22 protein-coding genes are annotated in these 23,814 nt (G+C 66.3%); 8 read left to right on the top strand and 14 right to left on the bottom strand.

Annotated features, from left to right (window positions below; all coding sequences use genetic code 11):
* Nucleotides 1–24: 24 nt before the first annotated feature.
* From CE453_RS06030 to CE453_RS05985, 10 genes are all read right to left on the bottom strand, one after another.
* Entirely contained in the window at nt 25–1,401 is a 1,377-nt protein-coding gene (locus CE453_RS06030; RefSeq protein ID WP_089173761.1) for a sigma-54-dependent transcriptional regulator, read from the bottom strand.
* The gene (locus tag CE453_RS06025; RefSeq protein ID WP_198302278.1) at nt 1,398–3,110 is read right to left on the bottom strand and encodes a sensor histidine kinase; all 1,713 of its coding nucleotides are present in this window, start codon (nt 3,108–3,110) and stop codon (nt 1,398–1,400) included. The genes CE453_RS06030 and CE453_RS06025 overlap by 4 nt, the downstream gene beginning before the upstream one ends.
* Nucleotides 3,111–3,183: 73 nt before the next feature.
* On the bottom strand, nt 3,184–3,606 hold the full coding sequence (locus CE453_RS06020; RefSeq protein ID WP_157732908.1) for a DUF2147 domain-containing protein: 423 nt from the start codon (nt 3,604–3,606) through the stop codon (nt 3,184–3,186).
* Nucleotides 3,593–4,000 carry a DMT family transporter gene (locus CE453_RS06015; protein WP_089173758.1) on the bottom strand — a complete coding sequence of 136 codons (408 nt, stop codon included), beginning with the start codon at nt 3,998–4,000 and terminating at the stop codon, nt 3,593–3,595. The genes CE453_RS06020 and CE453_RS06015 overlap by 14 nt, the downstream gene beginning before the upstream one ends.
* Nucleotides 3,997–5,157, bottom strand: a complete 1,161-nt coding sequence (locus tag CE453_RS06010) for a GNAT family N-acetyltransferase (RefSeq protein ID WP_089173757.1) — start codon at nt 5,155–5,157, stop codon at nt 3,997–3,999. The genes CE453_RS06015 and CE453_RS06010 overlap by 4 nt, the downstream gene beginning before the upstream one ends.
* Nucleotides 5,154–6,005 (bottom strand): alpha/beta hydrolase, encoded by an 852-nt coding sequence (locus CE453_RS06005; RefSeq protein ID WP_198302277.1) that lies wholly within the window; start codon nt 6,003–6,005, stop codon nt 5,154–5,156. Before CE453_RS06005 ends, CE453_RS06010 begins: the two co-directional genes overlap by 4 nt.
* An 11-nt stretch (nt 6,006–6,016) precedes the next feature.
* Nucleotides 6,017–6,379: an EamA family transporter gene (locus CE453_RS06000; RefSeq protein WP_089173755.1), complete on the bottom strand. Its 363-nt coding sequence runs from the start codon at nt 6,377–6,379 to the stop codon at nt 6,017–6,019.
* Nucleotides 6,376–7,299: an arginase family protein gene (locus tag CE453_RS05995; RefSeq protein WP_089173754.1), complete on the bottom strand. Its 924-nt coding sequence runs from the start codon at nt 7,297–7,299 to the stop codon at nt 6,376–6,378. Before CE453_RS05995 ends, CE453_RS06000 begins: the two co-directional genes overlap by 4 nt.
* A gap of 17 nt (nt 7,300–7,316) precedes the next feature.
* Nucleotides 7,317–8,753 (bottom strand): aspartate aminotransferase family protein, encoded by a 1,437-nt coding sequence (locus tag CE453_RS05990; protein ID WP_089173753.1) that lies wholly within the window; start codon nt 8,751–8,753, stop codon nt 7,317–7,319.
* Complete coding sequence (locus tag CE453_RS05985) at nt 8,746–9,438, bottom strand: MtnX-like HAD-IB family phosphatase (protein WP_089173752.1); 693 nt, start codon at nt 9,436–9,438, stop codon at nt 8,746–8,748. The genes CE453_RS05990 and CE453_RS05985 overlap by 8 nt, the downstream gene beginning before the upstream one ends.
* Nucleotides 9,439–10,055: 617 nt before the next feature.
* Here CE453_RS05985 and CE453_RS05980 point away from each other — a divergent pair.
* The 3 genes from CE453_RS05980 (at nt 10,056) to CE453_RS05970 (ending at nt 13,918) form a co-directional block, all read left to right on the top strand.
* Nucleotides 10,056–11,630: a Re/Si-specific NAD(P)(+) transhydrogenase subunit alpha gene (locus CE453_RS05980; RefSeq protein WP_089173751.1), complete on the top strand. Its 1,575-nt coding sequence runs from the start codon at nt 10,056–10,058 to the stop codon at nt 11,628–11,630.
* 13 nt (nt 11,631–11,643) lie between these two features.
* Entirely contained in the window at nt 11,644–13,077 is a 1,434-nt protein-coding gene (locus CE453_RS05975) for an NAD(P)(+) transhydrogenase (Re/Si-specific) subunit beta (protein ID WP_089173750.1), read from the top strand.
* 151 nt (nt 13,078–13,228) lie between these two features.
* Complete coding sequence (locus CE453_RS05970) at nt 13,229–13,918, top strand: lysophospholipid acyltransferase family protein (protein WP_089173749.1); 690 nt, start codon at nt 13,229–13,231, stop codon at nt 13,916–13,918.
* Between the two features lie 3 nt (nt 13,919–13,921).
* Here CE453_RS05970 and CE453_RS28455 read toward each other — a convergent pair whose 3' ends face one another.
* Nucleotides 13,922–14,605, bottom strand: a complete 684-nt coding sequence (locus tag CE453_RS28455; RefSeq protein WP_157732907.1) for an EipA family protein — start codon at nt 14,603–14,605, stop codon at nt 13,922–13,924.
* 198 nt (nt 14,606–14,803) lie between these two features.
* Between CE453_RS28455 and CE453_RS05960 the strand changes: the two genes are divergently transcribed.
* The gene (locus CE453_RS05960) at nt 14,804–16,147 is read left to right on the top strand and encodes a sensor histidine kinase (protein ID WP_089173748.1); all 1,344 of its coding nucleotides are present in this window, start codon (nt 14,804–14,806) and stop codon (nt 16,145–16,147) included.
* Between the two features lie 14 nt (nt 16,148–16,161).
* Here CE453_RS05960 and CE453_RS05955 read toward each other — a convergent pair whose 3' ends face one another.
* The 3 genes from CE453_RS05955 to CE453_RS05945 all read right to left on the bottom strand — a co-directional run bounded on the left by CE453_RS05955 (nt 16,162) and on the right by CE453_RS05945 (nt 18,848).
* Entirely contained in the window at nt 16,162–16,845 is a 684-nt protein-coding gene (locus CE453_RS05955) for a response regulator transcription factor (RefSeq protein ID WP_089173747.1), read from the bottom strand.
* Between the two features lie 143 nt (nt 16,846–16,988).
* Nucleotides 16,989–17,633 carry an outer membrane protein gene (locus tag CE453_RS05950; RefSeq protein WP_089173746.1) on the bottom strand — a complete coding sequence of 215 codons (645 nt, stop codon included), beginning with the start codon at nt 17,631–17,633 and terminating at the stop codon, nt 16,989–16,991.
* Between the two features lie 159 nt (nt 17,634–17,792).
* On the bottom strand, nt 17,793–18,848 hold the full coding sequence (locus CE453_RS05945) for a sugar phosphate isomerase/epimerase family protein (RefSeq protein ID WP_089173745.1): 1,056 nt from the start codon (nt 18,846–18,848) through the stop codon (nt 17,793–17,795).
* Between the two features lie 120 nt (nt 18,849–18,968).
* On the opposite strand from CE453_RS05945, the gene CE453_RS05940 reads away from it, so the two are divergent.
* The 4 genes from CE453_RS05940 to CE453_RS05925 are packed head-to-tail and all read left to right on the top strand — an operon-like array spanning nt 18,969 to nt 23,770.
* The gene (locus CE453_RS05940; RefSeq protein ID WP_198302276.1) at nt 18,969–20,249 is read left to right on the top strand and encodes an ROK family protein; all 1,281 of its coding nucleotides are present in this window, start codon (nt 18,969–18,971) and stop codon (nt 20,247–20,249) included.
* Nucleotides 20,246–21,772: a sugar ABC transporter ATP-binding protein gene (locus CE453_RS05935; protein ID WP_089173744.1), complete on the top strand. Its 1,527-nt coding sequence runs from the start codon at nt 20,246–20,248 to the stop codon at nt 21,770–21,772. Before CE453_RS05940 ends, CE453_RS05935 begins: the two co-directional genes overlap by 4 nt.
* The gene (locus tag CE453_RS05930) at nt 21,759–22,778 is read left to right on the top strand and encodes an ABC transporter permease (RefSeq protein WP_089173743.1); all 1,020 of its coding nucleotides are present in this window, start codon (nt 21,759–21,761) and stop codon (nt 22,776–22,778) included. Before CE453_RS05935 ends, CE453_RS05930 begins: the two co-directional genes overlap by 14 nt.
* 26 nt (nt 22,779–22,804) lie before the next feature.
* Entirely contained in the window at nt 22,805–23,770 is a 966-nt protein-coding gene (locus tag CE453_RS05925; protein ID WP_089173742.1) for a substrate-binding domain-containing protein, read from the top strand.
* The last annotated feature ends 44 nt before the right edge of the window (nt 23,771–23,814 follow it).

The following is a 23,814-nucleotide window of genomic DNA, read 5'->3' as shown; positions in this document are numbered from 1 at the left end:
ACAGTGCGGTTACAGCGCGGTCGATCATTCCACGACAGTCCGGCTCAAGCGGATACCGAGTTTCTTGATGCGGTGCCAGAGGCTGCGTTCCGCGATCCCGAGCATCCGTGCCGCCTTGACCTGCACGCCATCGCTGCGTCGCAACGCCTCGAGGATGAAATCGCGCTCGATGCGTTCGAGTTCCGCGTCGAGATCGCGCGGCAAGGCATCCCCAGTGGCGCGGCGCTGTCCCTCGAACAATTCCCTCGGCAGATCCTGAACATCGATGACCGGGTTCTTGGCGACGATCAGCGCACGTTCGATGCAATTGTGCAGCTCGCGGATATTGCCGGGCCAGCTATGCCCCGACATTGCCGTGAGCGCAGCCGGCGAGAATCCCGAGACGAGCTTGCCCACCGCCTCCGACAGGGAGGAGAGGAAATGCGCTGCCAGCAGCGGGATATCCTCGGGCCGCTCGCGCAAGGCCGGCAGCCGGATCGGAAAGACGTTCAACCGGTAGAACAGGTCCTCGCGGAAGCGGCCTTCGGCCACGGCCTCGCGCATATCCTTGTGCGTCGCCGCGATCAGGCGGACATCGGCCGTCTGGCTGCGGCTGGCGCCGACCGGCTCGAAGCTACGCTCCTGGACGACGCGCAGCAGCTTGGCCTGGATCGCGAGAGGCATGTCGCCGATCTCGTCGAGGAAGAGCGTACCGCCTTCGGCCGCAGCGAAACGACCGACCCGGTTGGCGACGGCCCCGGTGAAAGCGCCCTTGACGTGACCGAAGAGCTCGCTCTCGAGCAACGTCTCGGGGATCGCGGCACAATTGACGGCAATGAAGGGGCGACCACGGCGCGGGCTGTTGAAGTGGATCGCCCGGGCGACGAGTTCCTTGCCCGTCCCGCTCTCGCCGTTCAGCATCACGGTCGCCCGGGTCTCGCACACCTCCGTCACCTGCTCGATCACGCGTCGAAAAGAGGGGCTGTTGCCGATCAGCGTATCGAAGCTGTGGCGCCCTTCCAGCTCGCTGCGCAGGCGCTCGTTGTCCCGCACGACATCGGCCAGGCGTAGCGCCCGCCTGATCGTCGCCGCGACGTCTTCCATCTCGAAGGGCTTGGCGATGTAGTCGAACGCGCCTTCCTTGACGAGTTCCACGGCGTCGCGCACCGCGGCGAAAGCCGTGACGATGACGACCGGCACCTCCGGCCAGCGGCTGCGGACCTCGCGCAGCAGACCGCGCCCGTCCATGACCGGTAGTCTGAGATCGGTGAGCACGAGATCGAAGCGCGACTGCTCCAGCGCCATGAGCGCAGCCTGGGCACTCGTCACCGCAATCGCCCTATAGCCAAGATCATCCAGCGCCGCTGCCAGAACATCGGCGAGGCGCTCTTCATCATCGACCACCAGAATGGCGTGGCTCACGTGCTCGCTCCCTTGTCGGCACGCGGCAGGGCAAGCGTGAAGGCCGCGCCCCGCCCGGGTTCGCTCTCGCAAGTAACCGTTCCGCCATGCGCCGCCGCCACGCTCTGCACCTTGGCGAGCCCCAGCCCGGTTCCCTTCGCCTTGGTGGTGAAGAACGGATTGAAGACCTCGGCACGGATCGCCTCGGGTACGCCCGGTCCCTCGTCTCGGATCGTCAGCGATACGGTGTCGGAATTCACGGCCAGACTCGCGAAGATGGTGCCACCCGTCGGCATGGCATCCATCGCATTCAAGACCAGATTGAGGCAGGCCTGATGAAGCTGGTCGGCGTCGCCGGCGACTTCGGCGCCCTTGCTGGCATCATCGATGCGAAGCTCGATGCCATGCCGCGCGAGTTCCGGCGCCGCGATTGCCGCGACCCTCTCGATCACGTTGTGCAGCGGCAGGGGACTGCGGACCAGCGGGCGTGGCTGGGCGAAGTCGAGGAATTCCCGCATCAATGTCTCGATGCGGCGCACCTCGTCGACGACGTAACCCAGCATCTTCGCCTCGGTGCCGCCGAGCCTTGCCCGGTTCCGCACCACTTCCGTCGAGGTCTTGATGATGCCGAGCGGGTTGCGGACCTCGTGCGCGATGACCATCGCCGCCTGGCCGAGCGCCGAGAGTCTGTCGCGGCGCCGCAGCTCCGTCTCCAGTTCCTGCAGCTTGCCCAGCTGCTCGGCCATGCTGTTGAAGCCCGTGGCCAGTTCGGCGATCTCCCGGCCGCCGCCGATCGGCACACGCTGCCCGAAATCCCCTGCCGAGATCGCCCGCACGCCTCGGGTCAGGGCACGCAGCGGCCGGACCAGGACGCCCGACATCAGGCTGCCGACAAGCACGGCGATGAAGCTGCCGAACAGAAATATGCCAAGGAACAGCCGCTCGCGGCCGAGCTGTTCCAGCAGCCCCGCCTCGCTGCGCAGACCGATGAAGCTGACGGCCGCCAGCTTGCCGTCGACGCCCCGGAAACCGGCATAGACGGCGCGATAGGCCCCATCGCCGGCGCCTGGATCGAAGATCTCGTCCTCGCCGGCGTCGAGCCGGGCCTTGACCTCCTCCGGCACCACCGTCGGCTTGTCGTCATGCGTCTGCATGATGGATTCGAGCTTGCCGTCGAAATCGGAGAACAGAGTCACTTCCAGCGAGGTCACCACCTTGATTCCGCCGAGGTAGTTATCGTCCAGCCAGCTGCCCACCAGAATGTTCGCGGGCTGCCCGTTGATGGTGATCGACTGCACCGCGCCAGCCATCAGCCAGCGCTGGTCGTCCGCCGCGATCTTGAACAGCCCCTGCCCGGTCGACGTCGGCAAGGCCCCGATCGCCTTGAAGGAGCGCGAGGAGAAGATCACCTCGCCGCTGGGGCGATAGATGGCGATGAGGTCGTAGCCGACGGAATTCAGCACGGCGAACTCGCGTTCGACGGTCCGCTGCATCTTGGTGTCGTCGGGACTGTGTTCGAGGCGATGGCCGATCACGCCAGCGACACGCTGCGCCTCCTGCACCGCCTCGACGATTTCGAGCCTGAAGAAGCGGGACGTCTCCCGCAGCCAGTGCCCGACATTGTCCTCGAAGGCGCTGGAGATCAGCTTGGCCGCGATGAAGGCCGAGGCCAGCATGGCCGGCACGCTGACCAGCATGAAGCCGATGACCAGCCGGAGCCTGAGCGACATCACCTTTCCAGGCATGGCGAGGTGCCGAGGCCGATCCGGCAGCGCCCGCTCCTTCTCATGAAGATGATCGACCTCACTGTTGCCTCGTCCAGGTGTCGTCGTCGCAGATCAGCCCGCCGAGCACGCAACCGCGCACGACAAGCGAATCCGGCGCCGTCAGTTCGAGCGTCGTGCGGTAGGTCTTGCCGTCGGCAGGGTTGTAGCCTTCGCCGGACAAGATGTTCCTGGCGTCGGGCTTGAAACCGCTGAGCACCTGCAGGCCGAGCAGCGAGCGTGCCCGCAGCTTCTCATCCGGGTTGAAGCGGTCGATGCGCGGCTCCTTCAGCCAGACGATGCGCCCGCACAGGGCCGCGCCACAACGGCTGATGGCGATCTCCGATTCCCCATCGGAATCGCGCCAGCGCCCGATGGTATCGGCCATTGGATCGGCCAGCGCCGGCAGCGAGCCGAGCAATGCCACCGCAACGACCGCCGACAGCAGATTACGCCCCTTCATGCTCATCCTCCCCGCCGAGCAGCACGACGCCGACGATGATCAGGGCGATGCCGCCTGCGCGCAGCAGGTCGATATGTTCGCCAAAGGCGCTCCAGGCGAGCAGCGGGACGGTGATATAGACCAATCCGGTCATCGGGAAGGCACGGCTCAGCGGCATGTCGCGCAGGATCGCCATCCAGACGACGAAGGTCCCGAGATAACCGGCGATCGCGAACCAGACACCCGGCAGCGTCACCGAGCGCGCCAGCATGGCGAGGCCGAAATCCATGTCGCCGAGGCCGTCCGCCCCCCATTTGAAGGCGATCTGCGTCCCCGTATCGAGCGCGATGAAGGCCAGCCAGATCAAGAGCTGGCGCCAGCGCGAGAGCGGCTCTGCGGAGGTCGTGGCGCTCATGCCGCCTTCCTTTTGGACCATTCGGCGAGATCCGGATCGAAGCGATCGAAACCGAACCGGGGACTCAGGCGACGCAGAGCCCATTGCAGAGGAGCGCTACGATGCCGGACATGGATTGCGGACGGGACCAGCCGGCTGCCGAAGCGCAGTTTCGAGGCATAGGCCGTCTGCCCGCTCTGGAACACGCCGATGCCGCGCTCGATGCAGAACCGGATGTTCGCCATCCAGCTCACCGCATAGAGATTGTGCTCCCGGGCCAGCGGGTAGCGCATGCCGAGAAACTTGTCGATGACGCGGTCGGCCTCGACCAGAAGCAAGTTGAAGGCGCCGAGCTCGTTCCCGATCCAGTAGAGCGCAAAGACGACCCGGTCGCCGAGCGCCTGCGAGACGGCAGCGAAATAGCCGGGCGGCAGCACTTCGAGATCGCCATAGTCGAGGCCGCTCTGGCGCCGGGTCGATTCGTAGAGTGCATCGATTTCGGCTTCCAGCCCGGTGATATCGTTGCGGAACTCGAGGCGCACCGCCCCCGCCTTCGCGAGCTTGCGCCGGATATCCTTGCGGGTGGCCGGCGACAACGAAGCGAGATAGCCGGCTTCATCCGCAAAGGGCAGATCGAGAACAGCGAGCGGCAGGCTGGCGAGGCGGGCAAAACCGGCCTGAGCCAACTGATCGGTCGCGTCCTGCTCTTGAGCGGGTGCAAGATCCTTCCAGACGACGAGCTGGGCGCCTTCGGCCGCAGCCTGTCGCTGCAAGGTCTCGATCAGGAGAGCGAGTGCCGCCGCGCGCCCGGCCGCGTCGACACGCGGCGAAAAGCCGAGATGACAGCGCTCCCCATAGGGCGAGCCCACGCAAAGAGCCTTCAGGGTGAGAAGCCGCGGCAGGCGGCGGAAGAGGGCATCGCCGAGCCCACGAAGGCTGCCTTGCAGCGGCGTATCCAGCCGGTAGCTCAGTCGGAACAGCGGGGCGACCGCAACCACTTCCCGCTGCCGCTCGATGACAATGGCGGCCATGCGCAGCCCTACGCCGGATGAAGCTGCCGCCGCTTCGCAGGCGCTATAGTAGGCGTGGCATTCCGCCTCGCCAGGCAGGCAGCCATCCCAGGCCGCAGCGTCGACCTCTGTCACGCTGTCGACGATCCGGGCCGTCAGCGTGCTCATTCGGCTGCCACGATGTGCAGCCCCGATGCCACCTCGTGAAGATGCGGCTTCGCGAGCCGGGCTGCGAGGGCCAGCGAACGCTCGACGACGATCTCGCGCTGCTGGTCGATCGTCACCAGGTGATAGCTGTCGTCGAGGATGACGGCGTCGACGAGCCCTCCGAGCCGCCGCTGGATGTAGAAGGCGTTGGACAGGCTGGCGACATCGTCCTCGCGGGCGTGCACCAGCAGTGCCGGGCATTTGATCGTCGGCATCTCGCGCCGGGTCTGGCCAATCAGCTCCCACATCTGCTTGAGAGCACCGGAGGGAGTGCCGAGCAGTCCCGCCTCGGCGCTGTCACCACGCGTGATCGCCGCTGTGATCAGGGAGCGGGTCCGCAGGTCCTTGACCCCGTAAGGCTCACGCTCGACGAAGCTGTAGCGCCGGCCGGCCGGCGTGTTGATCAGCCATTTCAGCAGGAAGGCATAGCGCGGGATCGACCAGCCATCATACCACAGCGTCGGTGCATAGAGAGCGAGCCCGTCCACCGCGTCGGGCCGCACGGCCGCGACATGCATCGCGAGAACAGCGCCCATGGACAGCCCACCGACGATGACCGTGTCGCAGATGCCGCGCATATGCTCGAGCTCATCGACGACGCTCTGGGTCCAGTCGCGCCAGCCCGTCGCCAGCAACTCTGCTTCTCCAGCACAATGGCCTGCCAGCTGCGGGCAGTGCACGGTATGGCCGCCGCGGTGCAGCGCGCGCGCGACCAGCCGCATTTCGGTCGGCGTGCCGCCCAGGCCGTGGATCAGCAGGAAGCCGGTGCGGTCGCCGGCATAGCGGAGGCTGAAATCGCGCGTCGTCACGTCAGGTTCCGTCAGGCTGTGCGAGCGACAATGACCACGCCGCAGGTGATGAGGCAGGCGCCAAGCCATTGACGCGTGCCAACCCGTTCTCCGAGCAGAATGGAGCTGGCAAAGGTGATGGCAAGGAAATTCAGGCTGGCGATCGGGAAGGCGATCGAGAGCGGCACTTCCGCGAGGATTCGCAGCCAGATGAAGAACTCGGCGACGTAGGTCAGGATGCCGGCCAGCGCCCAGCCCGAACGGCCCAGCGCAATCGCCATGTCGCGAAGATTTCCGCCCGCCGGCAGCTTGTCGGCGCCGAGCTTGAGGCAGAGCTGTCCGACGACATCGCAGACGATCGACAGGACGAACCACAGGATGATGGTGAGGCTCATGGCAGCACCCGCGCGAAACAGTCGATCAGCGCGGCGTTCGCCCGCGCGTTGATGGCGAGGTCTCCCGCCGAGGGACGCAGCCGCGGCGGGTGATCGAAGAAGGCGAGTGCCGCACGGAAGGGATCCGAGAAGCGAGGCTCCGACCAGTCGCCGCAAACATCGACGCCGATGATGCGTCGTTCGTCCGCCAGGCGCTCGATGGCGGCGACGAGATGGGCGAGCGTCAGCTCTCCCTGGTCCCAGTTCGTCACGGCCTCGCCGCGGCCGAGCACATCCTTGTCGATGGTGAGCCAGACGGCCTCCGTCGGGATCGCGGGCAGGAGATCGTCGAGGAAATCAGCCCAATCCTCCTCGGCGAGGTTGCGCCAATGCAGATGGCTTCCCTCCTGCCGGAAGCTGGCGGCCTTGTCGTAGCGTCCCCAGACCCGGGAGGGGGCGTGCCGCCATGGGAAGAGTGCGATCCGCTCAGCTTCGACTGCCCGGAGATTGGCGAACTGCCATTCGGGGCGCACGAGATCCTCACTGCAGGGGCCGATGGTGACGACCTTGCGGACCTGCAGCAGCTCCAGAGCGCGATTGACCCAGGCGCCACAATTGACCGTCGCCGGAAACCGCACCCAGTCGGGGTGGTTGTCGAAATGGACGACCGTCACGGGCTCGGACACGGTCTGCAGGAACAGGGCCGTCAGATGATGGAAATCGCCGGAGCCGTAGAAATACACCGGCGGGCCATTCCCGCGCCGGCCGCCGGTGGCGAGTCGCTCGAGCAGGCCCGCCCCCGCACGGCGGCTCGCCACGATGCGCAGGCGCGCGGCGAGGTCCGCCGCTTCGACGCGGGATGCTTCTCCCATGTCGATGCGGCGCCGTAGCGGCTCCTGGTGCATGAGACTGCCGTCGAGATCGATGACCTGCAGGCGCAAAGCCCGTCTCCAGTCGATCAGGCGTCGGCGACGCGGGTGAAGAGCTGGTCGAGCAATGCGATCGCCAGATCGATCTCGGCATAGCTCATCGTGAGTGCCGGCGCGAGGGTGATGACGTTCTTGTAGTAGCCACCGATGTCGAGCACGAGCCCGTAACGCCGGCCGGCGACTTCGAGGTCGGCCTTCATGCCCTCGTCGCACATCAGGTCGACCAGCCGCTTCGACGGGGTGTAGCTGTCATGCGGCTCGCAGATCTCGATGCGCAGGGCCATGCCGAGACCGTCGACCTCACCGACGATCTTGTGGCGGCGCTTCAACTCCTGGAGGCCGGCAAGGAAATGCTTGCCCTTGGCCATGACCATGGACTCGTAGTCTTCCTCCTCCATCATCTTCATCGCCTCCAGCGCGACGGCGGTGCCGAGCGGATTGGCGTTGAAGGTCGAATGGGTGGAGCCCGGCGGGAAGACGGTCGGGTTGATCAGTTCTTCCTTGGCCCAGATGCCGGAGAGCGGGTTCAGGCCGTTGGTGACGGCCTTGCCGAAGACGATCACGTCCGGCTGCACGCCGAAATGCTCGATCGACCAGAGCTTGCCCGTCCGGTAGAAGCCCATCTGGATTTCGTCGACGACGAGCAGGATGCCGTGGTCGTCGAGTACCTTCTTCAGCCCGGTGAAGAAGTTCGGTGGCGGGATGACATAACCGCCCGTGCCCTGCAGAGGCTCGACATAGAAGGCGGCATATTCGGCCTGGCCGACCTTCGGATCCCAGACGCCGTTATATTCGCTTTCGAAGAGCCGGGCGAACTGCGCGACGCAGTGCTCGCCATACTCCTCCTTGCTCATGCCCTTCGGCCCGCGGAAGTGATACGGGAACGGGATGAAATGCGCGCGCTCGCCGAAATGGCCGAAGCGGCGGCGATAGCGATAGGACGAGGTGATCGCGGAGGCGCCGAGCGTGCGGCCGTGATAGCCGCCCTCGAAGGCGAACATCAGGCTCTTGCCGTTCGAGGCATTGCGCACGAGCTTGAGCGAGTCTTCCACCGCCTGCGCGCCGCCGACATTGAAATGGACCCGGCCCTTCGCGCCGAACTTGCGCTGGGCGTCCTTGGCGATCATCGCCGCCAGCTCGATCTTCTCGCGATGGAGATACTGGCTCGCGACCTGTGGCAGCGTATCGATCTGGCGCTTCAGCGCGTTGTTGAGGCGCGGATTGGCATAGCCGAAATTGACCGCCGAGTACCACATCTGCAGGTCGAGGAAGCGGTTGCCCGCCGCATCGAGCATGAAGGAGCCTTCGCAACCCGAGAAGATCTTCGGGAACTGCGTGTAGTGAACCGTATCGCCATGCGAGCAATATTCGGCCTCGAGGGCAAGCAGCCGGGCTTCCTCGGCCGCAAGCGCAGCCGGGTTCGTCGCGGCGTGAGCGGCCGCGATCTGGGGAAATCCGTCATCCATCGATCATGTCCTTGAGCTGATGGCCCGCGGCGGCCGGCTTCTTGCCGGCCAGCATCTCGTCCAGAAGACGCGCTGCATCCGCGAGTTGGGAGAAGGGGTGATGCTCCACACCGGCCTCGCGGCAATGCGCGATCAGGCCGTTCTTGGCGAAGACAAGGTCGGCGTGCTCGGCCAGGCAGAAATCGGAGCGGCCGTCACCGACGAGAATGGTGGCCAGCCGGCCGAGACCGCGCGCCACGTTGCATTTGCAGGTGCCGCTGACACAGCTGCCGTCGCGGGCGGCATGCGGCGAGGTCAGCCGCCAATGGTCGCCACCCACCGGTTCGAGATGGTTGGCGATGACCGGCAGGCCGGTGAGCCCTGCCCGGCGCAGGACGGCGTGGATCGTGCGGTCGAGGCCATCCGAAACCACCGTCACCGGGATCGCGTGGCGCTGGCAAACCCGGACGAAGAAGGCGAAGCCCCAGTCGATCTCGAAGCTCTCGACGAAGGTGTCGAGCACGTCCGGAGAGACCTGCAGCAGCGCGATCTGGCGCTGCATGCACTCGCGCGACCCGATGCGGCCCGCGACCCAGTCAGCCTCGATCGCCTCCCAGCCCGGCGCAGCGAAACGCTCGAGAATCCGGTCCGTGGTGTCTTCGAGAGAAATCGTGCCGTCGAAATCGACGATGGCCTGCCACTGCATTCGTGCGGAAGCTCCGTTGCGCGGCAGCCCTTCGGCAAGCGCCGTGCCAACTTCTAAGATACTGGTTTCAATTGAATATTTTGTTAAGCCGCTGAAGTGAAATCATCAAAAGGGGAGATGAACTACAAATTTTGTAGCTCCCTTAAATTATCCTGGCCGAGCGCAGGCGGCCGCTGGCAAGGATCCTTGCCCCCTCCCCGACGGTGACCGTCCAACTCATGCCGCCATGATATCAACAGGCACGTCGCGATACGGCATCGCCCCGCATTGGAAATCCCCCAACCCATTGGAGCATCCAACCGCAGCCCTTCGGGCAGGAATCTTCGAGGATCAAGGCAGTCGCCGAAGCCACGGAGAAGAATTTCCGCCGCCGCACACGGCTCCACCGCTGCTCATAAAAGAGGATCGATATTTTACTGCGCAACATATAGAGGCGATAACGGGTATCGGCGGGAGCGACGGATGCAAGACGGCTTGCGCGTCGCAATCTCGCGATATTCGATAGGGGCCTTCTGACGGCGGGCTGGCTACCGGGGCACCGGCGCTGCTTCATGGTCGGGCGGACAAGCAGGGAACCGGCGTGCCGCGGCATCCGGCGGGAAGTGGAGAGGGGCATCGTGAGGATCGGAACACCGAAGGAAGTTCTGGCGGGCGAGGCGCGTGTGGCGATGACGCCCGACAGCGCGGTTCAGCTTCAGAAACTCGGCTATGACTGCCTGATCGAGACGGGAGCTGGCGCGTTGGCCGGCTTCACCGACGATGCCTATCGTGCCGCCGGCGTGACGGTGATCGAGACTGCGGCCGCGCTCTGGGACGAGGCCGACGTCATCGCCAAGGTGCGCCCGCCCGAGACGGCCGAAGCCGAGCGGCTAAAGGCTGACAAGACGCTGATCGCGTTCTTCTACCCGGCGCAGAACAAGGAGCTCCTGGAGCTCTGCAAGGACAAGGGCGCCGCCGTCATCGCCATGGACATGGTGCCGCGCATCTCGCGCGCCCAGAAGATGGACGCCCTGTCCTCGATGGCAAACATCGCGGGCTATCGCGCCGTGATCGAGGCCGGCAACAATTTCGGCCGCTTCTTCACCGGCCAGATCACCGCCGCGGGCAAGGTGCCGCCCGCCAAGGTACTGGTGGTAGGCGCCGGCGTCGCCGGCCTTGCCGCGATCGGCACAGCGACCGCGCTCGGCGCCATCACCTACGCCTTCGACGTGCGTCCGGAAGTCTCCGAGCAGATCGAGTCGATGGGCGCGCAGTTCGTCTTCCTCGACTTCAAGGGCCAGCAGCAGGACGGCGCCACGAGCGGCGGCTATGCCGCCCCGTCGAGCCCCGAGTTCCGCGAGGCGCAGCTCAAGAAGTTCCGCGAACTCGCGCCGGAGATGGACATTGTCATCACCACGGCGCTGATCCCCGGCCGCGACGCCCCGGTGCTCTGGACCAAGGACATGGTCAAAGCGATGAAGCCGGGCTCGGTCATCGTCGACCTCGCCGCCGAGCGCGGCGGCAACTGCGAGCTGACCAAGGCCGACCAGAAGATCGTCACGCCGAACGGCGTCACGATCGTCGGCTACACCGACTTCCCGAGCCGGATGGCGGCCCAGTCCTCGACGCTCTATGCCACCAATATCCGCCACATGATGACGGATCTGACGCCGGGCAAGGACGGCAAGCTCGTCCACAACATGGAGGACGACGTCATCCGCGGCGCGACGGTGACCTATGAGGGCGCCATCACCTTCCCGCCGCCGCCGCCGAAGGTGGCCGCGATCGCCGCGCAGAAGCCGAAGGAGAAGGCCAAGGAGCTGACGCCGGAGGAGAAGCGGGCGCAGGAGGCGGCCGCCTTCCGCGAGCAGACCCGCTCGCAGATGCTGCTGCTCGGCATCGGCACGGTGGGGATGCTGATCATCGGCGCCTATGCGCCGGCGAGCTTCATGAGCCACTTCATCGTCTTCGCGCTCGCCTGCTTCGTCGGCTTCCAGGTGATCTGGAACGTGTCGCATTCGCTGCACACGCCGCTGATGGCCGTCACCAATGCGATCTCCGGCATCATCGTGCTGGGCGCCTTGCTGCAGATCGGCTCCTCCGGCTGGCTCGTCACCATCCTGGCGATGATCTCGGTGCTGATCGCATCGATCAATATCGTCGGCGGCTTCCTGGTCACGCGCCGGATGCTCGCCATGTTCCAGAAGTCCTGAGGGGGGCTCGGACGTGAGCATCGGTATCGTTTCCGCGGCCTATATCTCCGCCGCCATCCTGTTCATCCTGTCGCTGGGCGGCCTCTCGAACCAGGAAAGCGCCAAGCGCGCCGTCTGGTACGGCATTGTCGGCATGGCGCTCGCCATGCTGGCGACGGTCTTCGGCCCGGGCAGCGGCAAGCTCTGGCTCGTCATCATCATGTTCGCCATCGCGGCCGCCATCGGCTGGCAGGTGGCGATGAAAGTGCAGATGACCGAGATGCCGCAGCTCGTTGCGGCGCTGCACTCCTTCGTCGGCCTCGCCGCCGTCCTGATCGGCTTCAACGCGCATCTGGAGCTCGGCGCCGTCCAGGCGCTGGATCCGGCCGCGCGCGAGGCACTGACCGGCTTTGCCGCCGTGCTGGCGCACAAGACCGGGGTCGAGATCTCGATTCTGAAGGTCGAGGTCTTCCTTGGCGTCTTCATCGGCGCGGTCACCTTCACTGGCTCGGTCATCGCCTTCGGCAAGCTCGCCGGCAAGGTCGACGGCAAGGCGAAGAAGCTGCCAGGCGGCCATCTGCTCAATGCCGGCGCGGCTGCACTCTCGCTCCTGCTGCTGATCGTCTACGTGCAGGGCGCCGGCTTCTGGGCGCTCTTCCTGATGACGCTGCTCGCTTTCTTCATCGGCTACCACCTGATCATGGGCATCGGCGGCGCCGACATGCCGGTCGTGGTCTCGATGCTGAACAGCTATTCGGGCTGGGCGGCGGCCGCCATCGGCTTCACGCTCGGCAACGATCTCCTGATCGTCACCGGCGCGCTGGTCGGCTCCTCGGGCGCGATCCTGTCCTACATCATGTGCAAGGCGATGAACCGCTCCTTCGTCTCGGTCATCCTCGGCGGCTTCGGCAACACCACCGGCCCGGCGCAGGCGATCGAGGGCGAGCAGATCGCGATCGATGTGGACGGCGTCGCGGCAGCGCTGAACGAGGCCGACAGCGTCATCATCGTGCCCGGCTACGGCATGGCGGTGGCGCAGGCCCAGCAGTCCGTGTCCGAGCTGACGCGCAAACTACGCGCCGCCGGCAAGGAGGTCCGTTTCGCTATCCACCCGGTCGCCGGGCGCCTGCCCGGCCACATGAACGTGCTGCTCGCCGAGGCGAAGGTGCCTTACGACATCGTGCTGGAGATGGACGAGATCAACGAGGACTTCCCGAATACGGACGTCGCGATCGTCATCGGCTCGAACGACATCGTCAATCCGGCGGCGCAGGAGGATCCCAACTCGCCGATCGCCGGCATGCCGGTGCTCGAGGTCTGGAAGGCCAAGCAGGTCTTCGTCTCCAAGCGTGGCCAGGGCACGGGCTATTCCGGCATCGAGAACCCGCTCTTCTACAAGGAGAACACGCGGATGTTCTACGGAGACGCGAAAGCCTCCCTCGACAAGCTCATCCCTCAGATCGCCTGAGGCGGGCGCGAAGCGGCGTCATGCAGAGCCTCCCTCGGCAGCCTGCATGACGCCCCGTTCTTCTTGATCGAGCGCCATTCGCATCGGCGCGCAATGTTCCAGCAAGCCAGGCTGACGACGACTCCGGGTGATTCACCACGGAGGATCGATCATGCATTCTGGCTCAGGCCAGTCAGTGGCGCTCGCCGGCCGCGCCTTGCACGCCTATCTCAACCTCGTCCGGCGTACGACCCGCTTCAAGCCGACGATCCCCGGCGCCTGCCCTTGGGAGCGCAGCCGCGAGCCCTTCATCGCTCTGACCTGGCGCGGCCAGCGCATGCTGAGTCTCGCTGCTCTGGCGGGTTCCCCGCCGATTGCGATCCTGACATCGGGCCAATCCGACGGGACCGCGATGGCCAGCGCCGTCGAACGGGCGGGCTTTCGAACCATCCGCGGCCCGGGCAGGCAGAACCGCCCCGTGGTGCACGCAGGGCGGCCCGCTCCGGCCTTCTTCGAAATGCGCAAAGCCCTGCGGGACGGCACCAGCATCGTGCTTCCGGCCGACACGCCCGAGGTGCCATGCCTCGCCGGCACGTGTGCGGTCCAGCTTGCCCGTGTATCCGGCCGCCCGATCTACCTTTTCGCAGCCGTCACCAGTGCGCGCTTCAATCTCGACGAGCAGGATCGCGCCAGCATCGCCCTGCCCTTCGGGCGTGGCTGCATCGTCTGGTCGGAGCCGCTCTATGTCCGCAAGGCTGCCGACGAGGGCGAGATCGAGCTGATCGCCATGGACATCGCGGACCGCCTCGATGATCTCCACGCCAGCGCCTATCAGTCGCTGCTGCGGAAACGCTGGGTTTGAAGATCAGGGACCGCTTCGCGGCGGGCAGCCAGCAGGGTCGGGGCAGACATTGGCCGGCGGCCTCAGGATTTCCGGCTCACCCGCCGGCTCGATGCGAATGCGGCTGAGATCACCCGAGAAGCGCAGGCCGAGACCCGACGAGATCAGGACGATCCGGGCACGCGACGAGGCGAGAATGGTGGCGTTGGCACCGGCCAGGAAATGAGCGCTGCCGCCGATGCTCGCATAGGTACCGAAAACGTCTTCTCGTCGGTCGAGTCCGTAGACCAACATGATCACCCGGCCATAGTCGGCGCCGAGGCCAATCCCGACCGAAAGTGCCGACCAGACCACCGGCTCGGGCGCCCCTTCCGCGAAGCGCAGCTCGCCGCTGCCATGCCGCCCGCCGACCACGAAGGAGCCGCTCAGTTCGCCGCCCAGGATATAGGCGTTGGGCTCGCCGAACAGCGCAAGCGAGCGCTCGATCGGGATGCTGACCGTCTTCGAGGCTGTGTCGAAGACCCGTTCGACCAGGGGAATGATCTCATTTCGCGGCGTCGTCGGGAGCTGGCCCGGCTTGATCTGCTCCTTCGCCGGCGGCGCCCCCTGCGCCAGGGCAGCGACGCCGCTCCAGCCCGTTGCGAACAGCGCCACCAGCAACACCGCGGCAAGCCACCTGCCGTTCGTCGTGGCACGCAACGCGGGCATCAGGCTGCGCGATCCTGGAAAGAGTTGAACGACAAGGGCAATACGGTCCATGCAGAGCAAGACAGAGCGGCGCGCCCTGCCCGACAAGCCATACCCGCACAGAGGCTCCGTGACGACCCGCGAGATTGAACCGAATGCGAGACGCCGATCGCCGCCGGATATCGGCGGGGCAGATCGCCGCGGCGCCGGAGGATCGCTGTGACCTCGCTGTCGCGCGCCCTCACCATCCGGCTGAGCCTGCTCGGCATCGTCCTGTTCGTCGCCTTCATCGCCGCCGTTCTGGCTTTCACCTTCATCACCGAGGACCCCGGCGCCCTGCGCAACGATGTCACCTCGCGTGTCATCCAGCAAAGCGTGCGGCCCTCGGCGGGCGGCAGCCTGCAGGTCGAGAAGACCGCCGGGCTCGTGCAGATCGAGCGCGCCAGCCCCCTCTTGTGGTATCTCGTCTCCGACGGACGATCGGTCGTCGAGTATGCGCCAGAATTGCGGCCTGGTCTGCCGATCGACATCCGGCTCGACGGCCCGACCATCGCCGCGCAGATGCGGGTCGGCGGGGACAATGCGCTCGCCTTCGACGTCATGGAGATCGACGGCAGCCGCATCATCGTCGCGACCGGCGGCGGGCTGCCGGGCTGGGACCTGATCCTCGGGTATTTCCTGCGCGCGATCGCCGGCTCCGCTTTGGCGATCTCCGTGATCTTCGGCATCCTGGTCGCCGCCGCGATCGCCATGTCGGTGTCCTACATCACCGCCCGGCTGCGCAGCGCCGCCGAGGCCGCCGCCCGCATCGACCCGCGCGCCCCACGCGGCCTGCTCCCGACCGAGGAAACGCCAGTCGAGCTGATGCCGCTGACCACGGCGCTGAACTCCGCGCTCGACCAGATCGCCAGCAACATGGAGGTGCAGCGGCGCTTCATGAACAATGTCGCGCATGAGCTGCGCACGCCGCTCACTGTGATGCGCAGCCATGTCGATGCGCTTGCCGACGAGCCGGCGCGCCTGCAGCTCGCCACCGATCTGAGCCGCCTGACCACCATCGTTTCCTCGATGCTCCAGCTCGCCCGCCTCCACGCCACCGACCTGCCCTTCGAGCCGTTGCAGCTCAATGCCCTCTCCCGCGCAGTCCTCGCCGACCTCGCCCCGCTGGTCCTGAGCCATGGCGTGGACGTCGCGCTCGAGGAAGAGGGAGATCGCCACGCGACGATCGTCGCGAACGAACCCACTGTCCGGGCCGCCCTCGCCAACCTCGTGGACAATGCGCTGCGCCACGCTCAGGTGCGCTCGACCATCCTGGTCCGCATCCTCGATGGCGCGGTCATCGAGGTCGTCGACGACGGAGTCGGTATCGCCGCCGCCAAGCGCGCGCAGGTTCTCGAGCCGTTCAACCGCGTCTCGGCCAGCACCAGCGGCGCCGGCCTCGGCCTGACCATCGTACGCGATATCATGGCCGCCCATGGCGGAACGATCACCATTCTCGGCAACGACAGCGGCGGCACCACGGTCAGGCTGGTATTCCCGCCGGACGGCGCAAGCCCCGACTAGCGCAACGGCTCGCCCTAAAGGGCCGCCTCGGTCGCACGCAGCATATAGCCGATGCCACGCAGCGAGGTGATCTCGACCCGGGCCTCGGCGTCGCGCAGCTTGCGACGCAGTCGCGAGATCTGCGCCTCGAGCGTGTTGGATTCGATCAGATCGTCGAAGCCGTAGACCGCCTCGATCAGCACGTCGCGGGTCACGACGCGACCGACGCGCTGCACCAGCGCCTCCAGGATCAATGCCTCGCGGCGGCGCAGCTCGAGCGGTTCCGCGCCGACGGTCGCGCGACGCCCTTCCAGATCGAGCGACAGATTGCCGGCCGCGATGACGAGGGAGCGTTTCGGATGCCGGCGGCGCGCGATCACGCGCAGGCGCGCCAGCAGCTCGTCCGGCTCGAAGGGTTTGACCAGATAATCGTCAGCGCCGCCGTTCAGGCCTTCGATGACGTCGGTCTTCGCGTCGCGCGCCGTCAGGATCAGGAAGGCAGGCCTGTTGTCCTCGGCGTTCAATGCCTTGACGATCGACAGACCGTCGCCATCCGGCAGTCGCCGGTCCACGATCGCGATATCGAAGGGTGCGGTCCGCAGAGCCGCCAACGCCGCATCGATCGAGGTGGTGCGATCCACGACCAGCCCCGCATTCGTCAGAAGCGAGGCGAGGAAGCTCATCAGATCGGGCTCGTCCTCGACGATCAATGCGCGCATGTCGGTCCTGTCGGGGTGCAGGGATGGAACGTGATGCCGGATAAGGGGCGATATTTCCAGACATCCCGCCCCATCCCCACCTGGAAGCGGCCAGAAAGCCGCATCGCGGGACTAGCCTTGCCGGGCTGGCCGTCATATCGGGGTTAGAAGCGGTAGTTCAGGCCCGCTTTGACGAGATGCTCGGTGACGCCGATCTTGGTCCGGCCACTGCCGAGCTGGAAGCTCTCCTTGCCTAGCGAGACGTAGTTGTATTCGAGCTTGGCGGAGAGATTGTCGGTGATGCCGTATTCGGCGCCGGCACCGACCACATAGCCGAGCTTGCTCTTGCTCTTCGAGACCAGGCCGTCGGTGGCCTTGAAGCCGCCATAGGCGAGACCGCCCGTGCCGTAGACCAGCACCCTATCAAATGCGACGCCGGCACGTGCCTTCAGCGTTCCGAGATAGCGCATGTCGGCGCTGGTCCCGCCGCCGCGCCTGGAGCCCTTGCCAAAGCCGTTCATCGACAGGTCGCTCTCCATGCCGAAGACCATATTGCCGAGCTGGAGATTGTAGCCCACCTGCCCGCCCAGCAGGATTTCGTTGCGGCTCTTCCGGGCCGTAGCGCCGTCGAACCGGTCGAACGCACCGCCGGCGTGCAGACCGGCATAGAGGCCGTTCCAATTATAGGTCCGCGGCGCGACATAGCTCGGCCACTCCTGGGTACGCGGTAGCGGACGATCGGCTGCGGCTGCCGGCACCGCGAACAGGGCCAGCAGGCCGAGGCCCGCCATCGGAACGGTACGATACATCGAAGACTCCTTGCGGCGGCTCGCTGAGCCGCCGGCACATCTGCGCCCGCCTCCATGGATCGAAGGGGGTCGGCGTGCGCAGATTGCGGGCGAAGATTACGGCAACGTTGCCGGACGCGGCAGCCGCACCGGCTCGCTTCGCCCCTCGATGAAGTCGCGTCAGCCCAGCCCCAGCATCCGGCGCGCGAGCGTCGCATCGCCCCCACCGGCGAAGTCGTCGAAGGCCGTCTCGGTGACCCTGATGATATGGTCCGCGATGAAGCGAGCCCCCTCGCGCGCCCCGTCCTCGGGATGCTTCAACGCGCACTCCCATTCGAGCACGGCCCAGCGATCGTAGTCGTATTGCGCGAGTTTCGAGAACACGGCCTTGAAGTCGACCTGTCCATCGCCGAGCGAACGGAAGCGGCCGGCGCGGTCGACCCAGGACGCGAAGCCGGAATAGACGCCCTGCCGGCCATCCGGGCGAAACTCGGCATCCTTCACATGGAAGGCGCTGATGCGCTCGTGATAGATGTCGATGAAGGCGAGATAATCGAGCTGCTGCAGCACGAAATGCGATGGGTCGTAGTTGATCCGACAGCGCGGATGGCCGCCAAGCCGATCGAGCAGGAGCTCGAAGGTCACGCCGTCGAAGACGTCCTCGCCCGGATGCAGCTCGAAGCCGACATCGACGCCGTGCTCCTCGTAGACGTCGAGGATCGGCCGCCAGCGCTTCGCGAGCTCGCCGAACGCCTCCTCCACCAGGCCCGCCGGACGTTGCGGCCAGGGATAGAGAAAGGGCCAGGCCAGCGCGCCCGTGAAACTGACCGAGCCGTCGAGGCCGAGCCGGCGCGAAGCCCTGGCCGCGAGCTTCATCTGCTCGACCGCCCAGGCCTGCCGCTCTGCCGGCTTGCCGCGCAGATGAGCAGGCGCGAACACGTCGAAGGCGGCGTCATAAGCCGGATGCACTGCGACGAGCTGACCCTGGATATGGGTCGATAACTCGGTGATCGCGACGCCGTTCTCGCGGGCGATGCCGGCGATCTCGTCGCAATAATCCTGCGAGGCGGCAGCTTTTTCGAGATCGAAGAAGCGTCCATCGGACGAAGGCAGTTGCACACCACGGTAGCCCAGCCCAGCCGCCCAGCGTGTGATCGCCGGCCAACTGTCGAAAGGCGCCTTGTCGCCAGCGAACTGCGCCAGAAAGATCGCCGGCCCCTGCATCGTCTTCGGCATGTCGCCCTCCCGTTCCACGAGACGATGCCGCGTCAGGCACCAATTGGTCCAGACCCCGGCGGGATCACGCCGGGCAGCTCTTAAATCAATCTTTTGCCTGATTTAGGTTGAAGTTCGGTCTTGAGTGGTTGGAAGGCCCACGCCAAGCTCCTCCCCAACGACCGCAACAAGGTCGAGCGAGGAACGCGGGAGGCAAAGATCGCACTGCCCTGGCATGCCCTGAGTCCCGACGAGCTGGCGCTGCTCGAAGCCGCGTTCTGGGCTGGCGGCGTAGCGCGCCATGCCCTGGCCGATACGCTGCAATTCTCCCGCAGCAAGACCAACGCACTTGCTGCCGGGCTTCTCGACCAGGGCCTGCTCGACGAAGCCGGCGCACAGCATTCCACTGGCGGGCGCCGGGCCGAGACGCTCTGCGTTCATGGCCGCATCGGCGTGCTGATCGGCGTCGATATCGGTGCAACCAGCCTCGACATCGCGCTGCTGCGCCCGGATCTCAGCCTGATCGCACGCCATTCGCAGGAGGCGGATGTCGAGGCCGGACCCGGGCCGATCATGGCGCGCCTGCGCGCGCTTCTCCCCGCGATGCTCGCTCAGAACGGTATCGCCCGCGACGCGGTTCTGGCCGTCGGCATCGGCGTACCCGGCCCGGTCAATTTCGCTGTCGGCCAGCTCGTGAATCCGCCGCTCATGCCAGGTTGGGACAGCTATGCCATCCGCGACGACCTGCGCGAGATCCTCGATGCGCCCGTCTTCGTCGACAATGACGTGAACCTGATGGCGCTCGGCGTGCTCTGGCGCCAGCGCCGCCAGCTTGAAAACTTCCTCGTCATCAAGGTCGGCACCGGTATCGGCTGCGGCATTGTTTGCCACGGCGAGCTCTATCGCGGCGCCAGCGGCTCTGCCGGCGACATCGGCCATATCTGTGCCGACCCTGAGGGTCCCCTCTGCCGCTGTGGCAATCGCGGTTGCGTCGAGGCGATGGCAGCCGCCCCCGCCATCGTGACCATGGGGCTCGAAGCCGCCGAAACGGGACGCAGCCCGGCATTGGCGCAGCGCCTCTCCCAGCACGGGCGCCTTCTCGCCAGCGATGTCGGTGCCGCCTGCCGCGATGGAGACGAGACGGCGGATGCGATCGTGCGCCGCTCCGGCCGGCTGATCGGCCAGGTGTTGGCGGCGCTGGTGAACTTCTACAACCCCTCGCACATCTTCATCGGCGGTGGCGTCGCCGCGATCGGCCCGATGTTCCTCGCCGCCATCCGCCAGAGCGTGAATCAGCGCTCGCTGGCCCTTTCGACGCGTCATCTGGAGATCACCTCCGCGCCGTTGGGACCTGAGACCGGGCTGATCGGCGCCGGCGTGCTGGCGATGCGCGAGGCCCTGCGCACCGGGAGCCCCGCATGAGCGCGACCGGCAAGAACACCACCGGCCCGGGCCTCTCCGTCGCTTTCGACGGCATCGTGAAGCGCTTCGGCCCTGTCGAGGTGCTGCACGGCGTCTGCTTCGCGCTCGAACCCGGTCGCGTCTACGGACTGCTCGGCGAGAACGGCGCAGGGAAATCCACCCTGATGAAGATCCTCGCCGGCTACGAGAAGCCGACCGAGGGCCGCGTTCTGGTCGACGGCGAACCGGTCGCCTTTTCCGGCTCGCGCGATGCCGAGGCGCGCGGCATCGTGCTGATCCACCAGGAGTTCAACCTGGCGGAAGACCTGACAATCGCCGGCAACATCTTCCTCGGCCACGAGCGCCGGAAAGGCTGGCTCCTCGACGAGGCCGGAATGCGCCGCGAGGCCGCCTCGGCCCTGCAGCAAGTGGGCCTCGATCGCGCCCCGGACACGCCAGTCCGTCGGCTCATCGTCGCGGAAAAGCAGCTTGTCGAGATCGCCAAGGCGCTCTCGCGCCAGGCGCGGCTGCTCATCATGGACGAGCCGACCGCGACGCTCACGCCCTCGGAGGTCGCCCGCCTCTTCGCCCTGATCGAGCGCATGCGCGCAGCCGGCGTCACGATCATCTACATCTCGCACAAGCTCGACGAGGTCGAGCGCATCACCGACGAAGTGATCGTGATGCGCGATGGCAAGCTCGTCGGCCGAGCGCCGACCGCCTCGCTCACCCGCCACGCCATGGCGACGATGATGGTCGGCCGCGAGATCGCCGATCTCTTCCCGGCCAAGGAAGGCTTCGATGCGGCGGCCGCGCCGGCGCTCGCGGTCGAGAATTTCACCGTGCCCGGCTGGGCGCAGGATGTGTCCTTCTCTGTGCGGCCGGGAGAAATCCTCGGCTTCGCCGGATTGGTCGGCGCCGGCCGCACCGAGCTCTTCGAGGGTATCCTCGGTCTCAGGCCGGGCGGCGGGCGGGTCTCGCTCGCCGGGCGTCCGGCGACGTTGAATTCACTCGGCGATGCGACGCGGCAGGGCCTGAGCTATCTGAGCGAGGACCGCAAGGGCAAGGGCCTGCATGTCGACTTCCCGCTCGCGCCAAACCTGACCCTGATGGCGCTCAAGCAATATGCACGCCCCTGGCTGGACCACGGCGCCGAACGCAAGGCGCTGGAAGGCGCGGTCGAGACCTTCGGCATCCGCACCGGATCGCTCTCGGCCAGGGCCGCCGCCCTGTCAGGCGGCAACCAGCAGAAGCTGGCGCTCGCCAAGGTGCTGCACCCGAAGCCGCGCGTGCTGATCCTCGACGAGCCGACGCGCGGCGTCGATGTCGGAGCGAAGCGCGAGATCTATGGCCTGATCCATCAACTCGCCCGCCAGGGGCTCGCGGTCGTCGTGATCTCGTCCGAGCTGATCGAATTGATCGGGCTTGCCCATCGCGTCGCGGTGATGCGCTCCGGCCGGCTGGTCGCGACCGTCGAAGGCGCGGAGATGACCGAGGAGACCATGATCGCTCACGCAACGGGAGCCCGACATGTCGCAGCCTGAGACCGCAGCCGCTCCAGTGAGCGAGACGCGCCGCGCCGAGGCCGGTCCGTCTTTCTCCGACCGGCTCGCCAGCTTTGGCCCGGTCATCGGCCTCATCGTGCTCTGCATCGTGGGCGCCGGGCTGAACGGCGATTTCGCCACGCTCGACAACGCACTCAACGTGCTCACTCGCACCGCCTTCATCGGCATCATCGCGGTCGGGATGTGCTTCGTCATCATCCTGGGAGGCATCGACCTCTCGGTCGGCTCGATGGCAGCACTGATCGCCGGCTGCGTCATCATGTTCATCAACTGGGCGGCGGGCGCGCTGGGTTCCCCGCTCGGAGCGGTCGTGCTCGGTGCCGGGCTCGCCATCCTGCTCGGCGGCATCTTCGGCCTGATCCAGGGCGTGCTGATCGCGAAGGGCCGGATCGAGCCATTCATCGTCACGCTCGGCACGCTCGGCATCTACCGTGCCTACCTGACCTATTTCGCCGATGGCGGAGCGCTGACGCTGGAGAACAGCCTCGCCGACCTTTATGCGCCGGCCTATTACGGCAATGTGCTCGGCGTGCCGGTGCCGGTCATCGCCTTCCTCGTCGTCGCGCTGATCGGCGCGACAATCCTGAACAAGACCGCCTATGGCCGGCATGTCCAGGCGATCGGTTCCAACGAGACCGTGGCGCGCTATGCGGCGGTGAATGTCGAGCGCGTCAAGATCCTGACCTACATGCTGCTCGGCATCTGCGTCGGCATCGCCACGCTGTTCTACGTGCCGCGGCTGGGCTCGGCCTCGCCGACCACCGGCCTGCTCTGGGAACTGGAGGCGATCGCGGCGGTCATCGTCGGCGGCGCCGCACTCAAGGGCGGCCATGGCAGCATCACCGGCACGGTCGTCGGCGCGATCTTGCTCTCGGTGATCAGCAACATCCTCAATCTGACCAGCCTGATCAGCGTCTATCTCAACGCCGCCGTGCAGGGCTTCGTCATCATCACCGTCGCGTTTTTGCAGAAAGGCCGCCGCTGAGGGCGGTCGACATAGGGAGAGAAGCGATGTCCAAGCAGACCAGACGCAGCCTCTTGCTCGCCGCCACGGCCGCGGGCCTCGCCTTCGCGGCGAGTGGCGCCGCCGCCGAGCCGGTCAATCTCGGCGTCTCCATTCCCGCCGCGACGCACAGCTTCATGGGCGGCATCAACTACTGGGCCAACCAGGCCAAGAAGGATCTCGAGGCCAAGCACAAGGATCTCAAGATCACGATCCGCACTGCCGCCAACGCGACCGAGCAGGCCAACCAGCTCCAGGACCTGAGCACGGTCAACAAGATCAACGCGCTCGTCGTCTTCCCCTTCGAGTCCGCAGCGCTGACCCGGCCTGTCGCTAATGTGAAGGCCAAGGGCGCCTATGTGACGGTGGTCGACCGTGGCCTGACCGATACCTCGGCGCAGGATGCCTATGTCGCCGGCGACAACACCGCCTTCGGCAAGATCCCGGCCGAATACATCGCCAAGACTCTGGGCGGAAAGGGCACGGTCGTTGCGCTGCGCGGCATCCCGACCACGCTCGACACCGAGCGCATGGATGCCTTCAGCGGCGTGCTCAAGGGCCACCCCGACATCAAACTGCTTGATGCCAAGTTCGCCAACTGGAACCGCGACGACGCCTACAAGGTCACGCAGGACTTCCTGACCCGCTTCAAGGACATCGACGCTTTCTGGGCCGCCGACGACGACATGGCCTTCGGAGCGATCCGCGCCATCGACCAGGCCGGCCGCAAGGATATCAAGATCATCTTCGGCGGTGCCGGTGCCAAGGACATGGTCAAGATCATCCTCGACGGCAAGGATCCGCGCATCCAGGCCAATGTCAGCTACTCGCCGAAATTCATCTACGACGCGATCAAGCTGACGGCCGAGGCGCGCCTCAAGGGCGAGAAGCTGCCGGCCACCACCATCATCCCCTCGGTGCTGATCGACAAGAGCAACGCCAAGGAGTTCTACCACCCCGACTCGCCGTTCTGAGCGAACGACAGATCCCGGCCGCTCCGTCGTGGAGCGGCCGCCCG

This window comes from Bosea sp. AS-1 (genome assembly GCF_002220095.1).
Classification (GTDB): Bacteria; Pseudomonadota; Alphaproteobacteria; order Rhizobiales; family Beijerinckiaceae; genus Allobosea.
The sequence above is the reverse complement of the archived record's forward strand: the minus strand, read 5'-3'. Positions and strand labels throughout refer to the sequence as shown.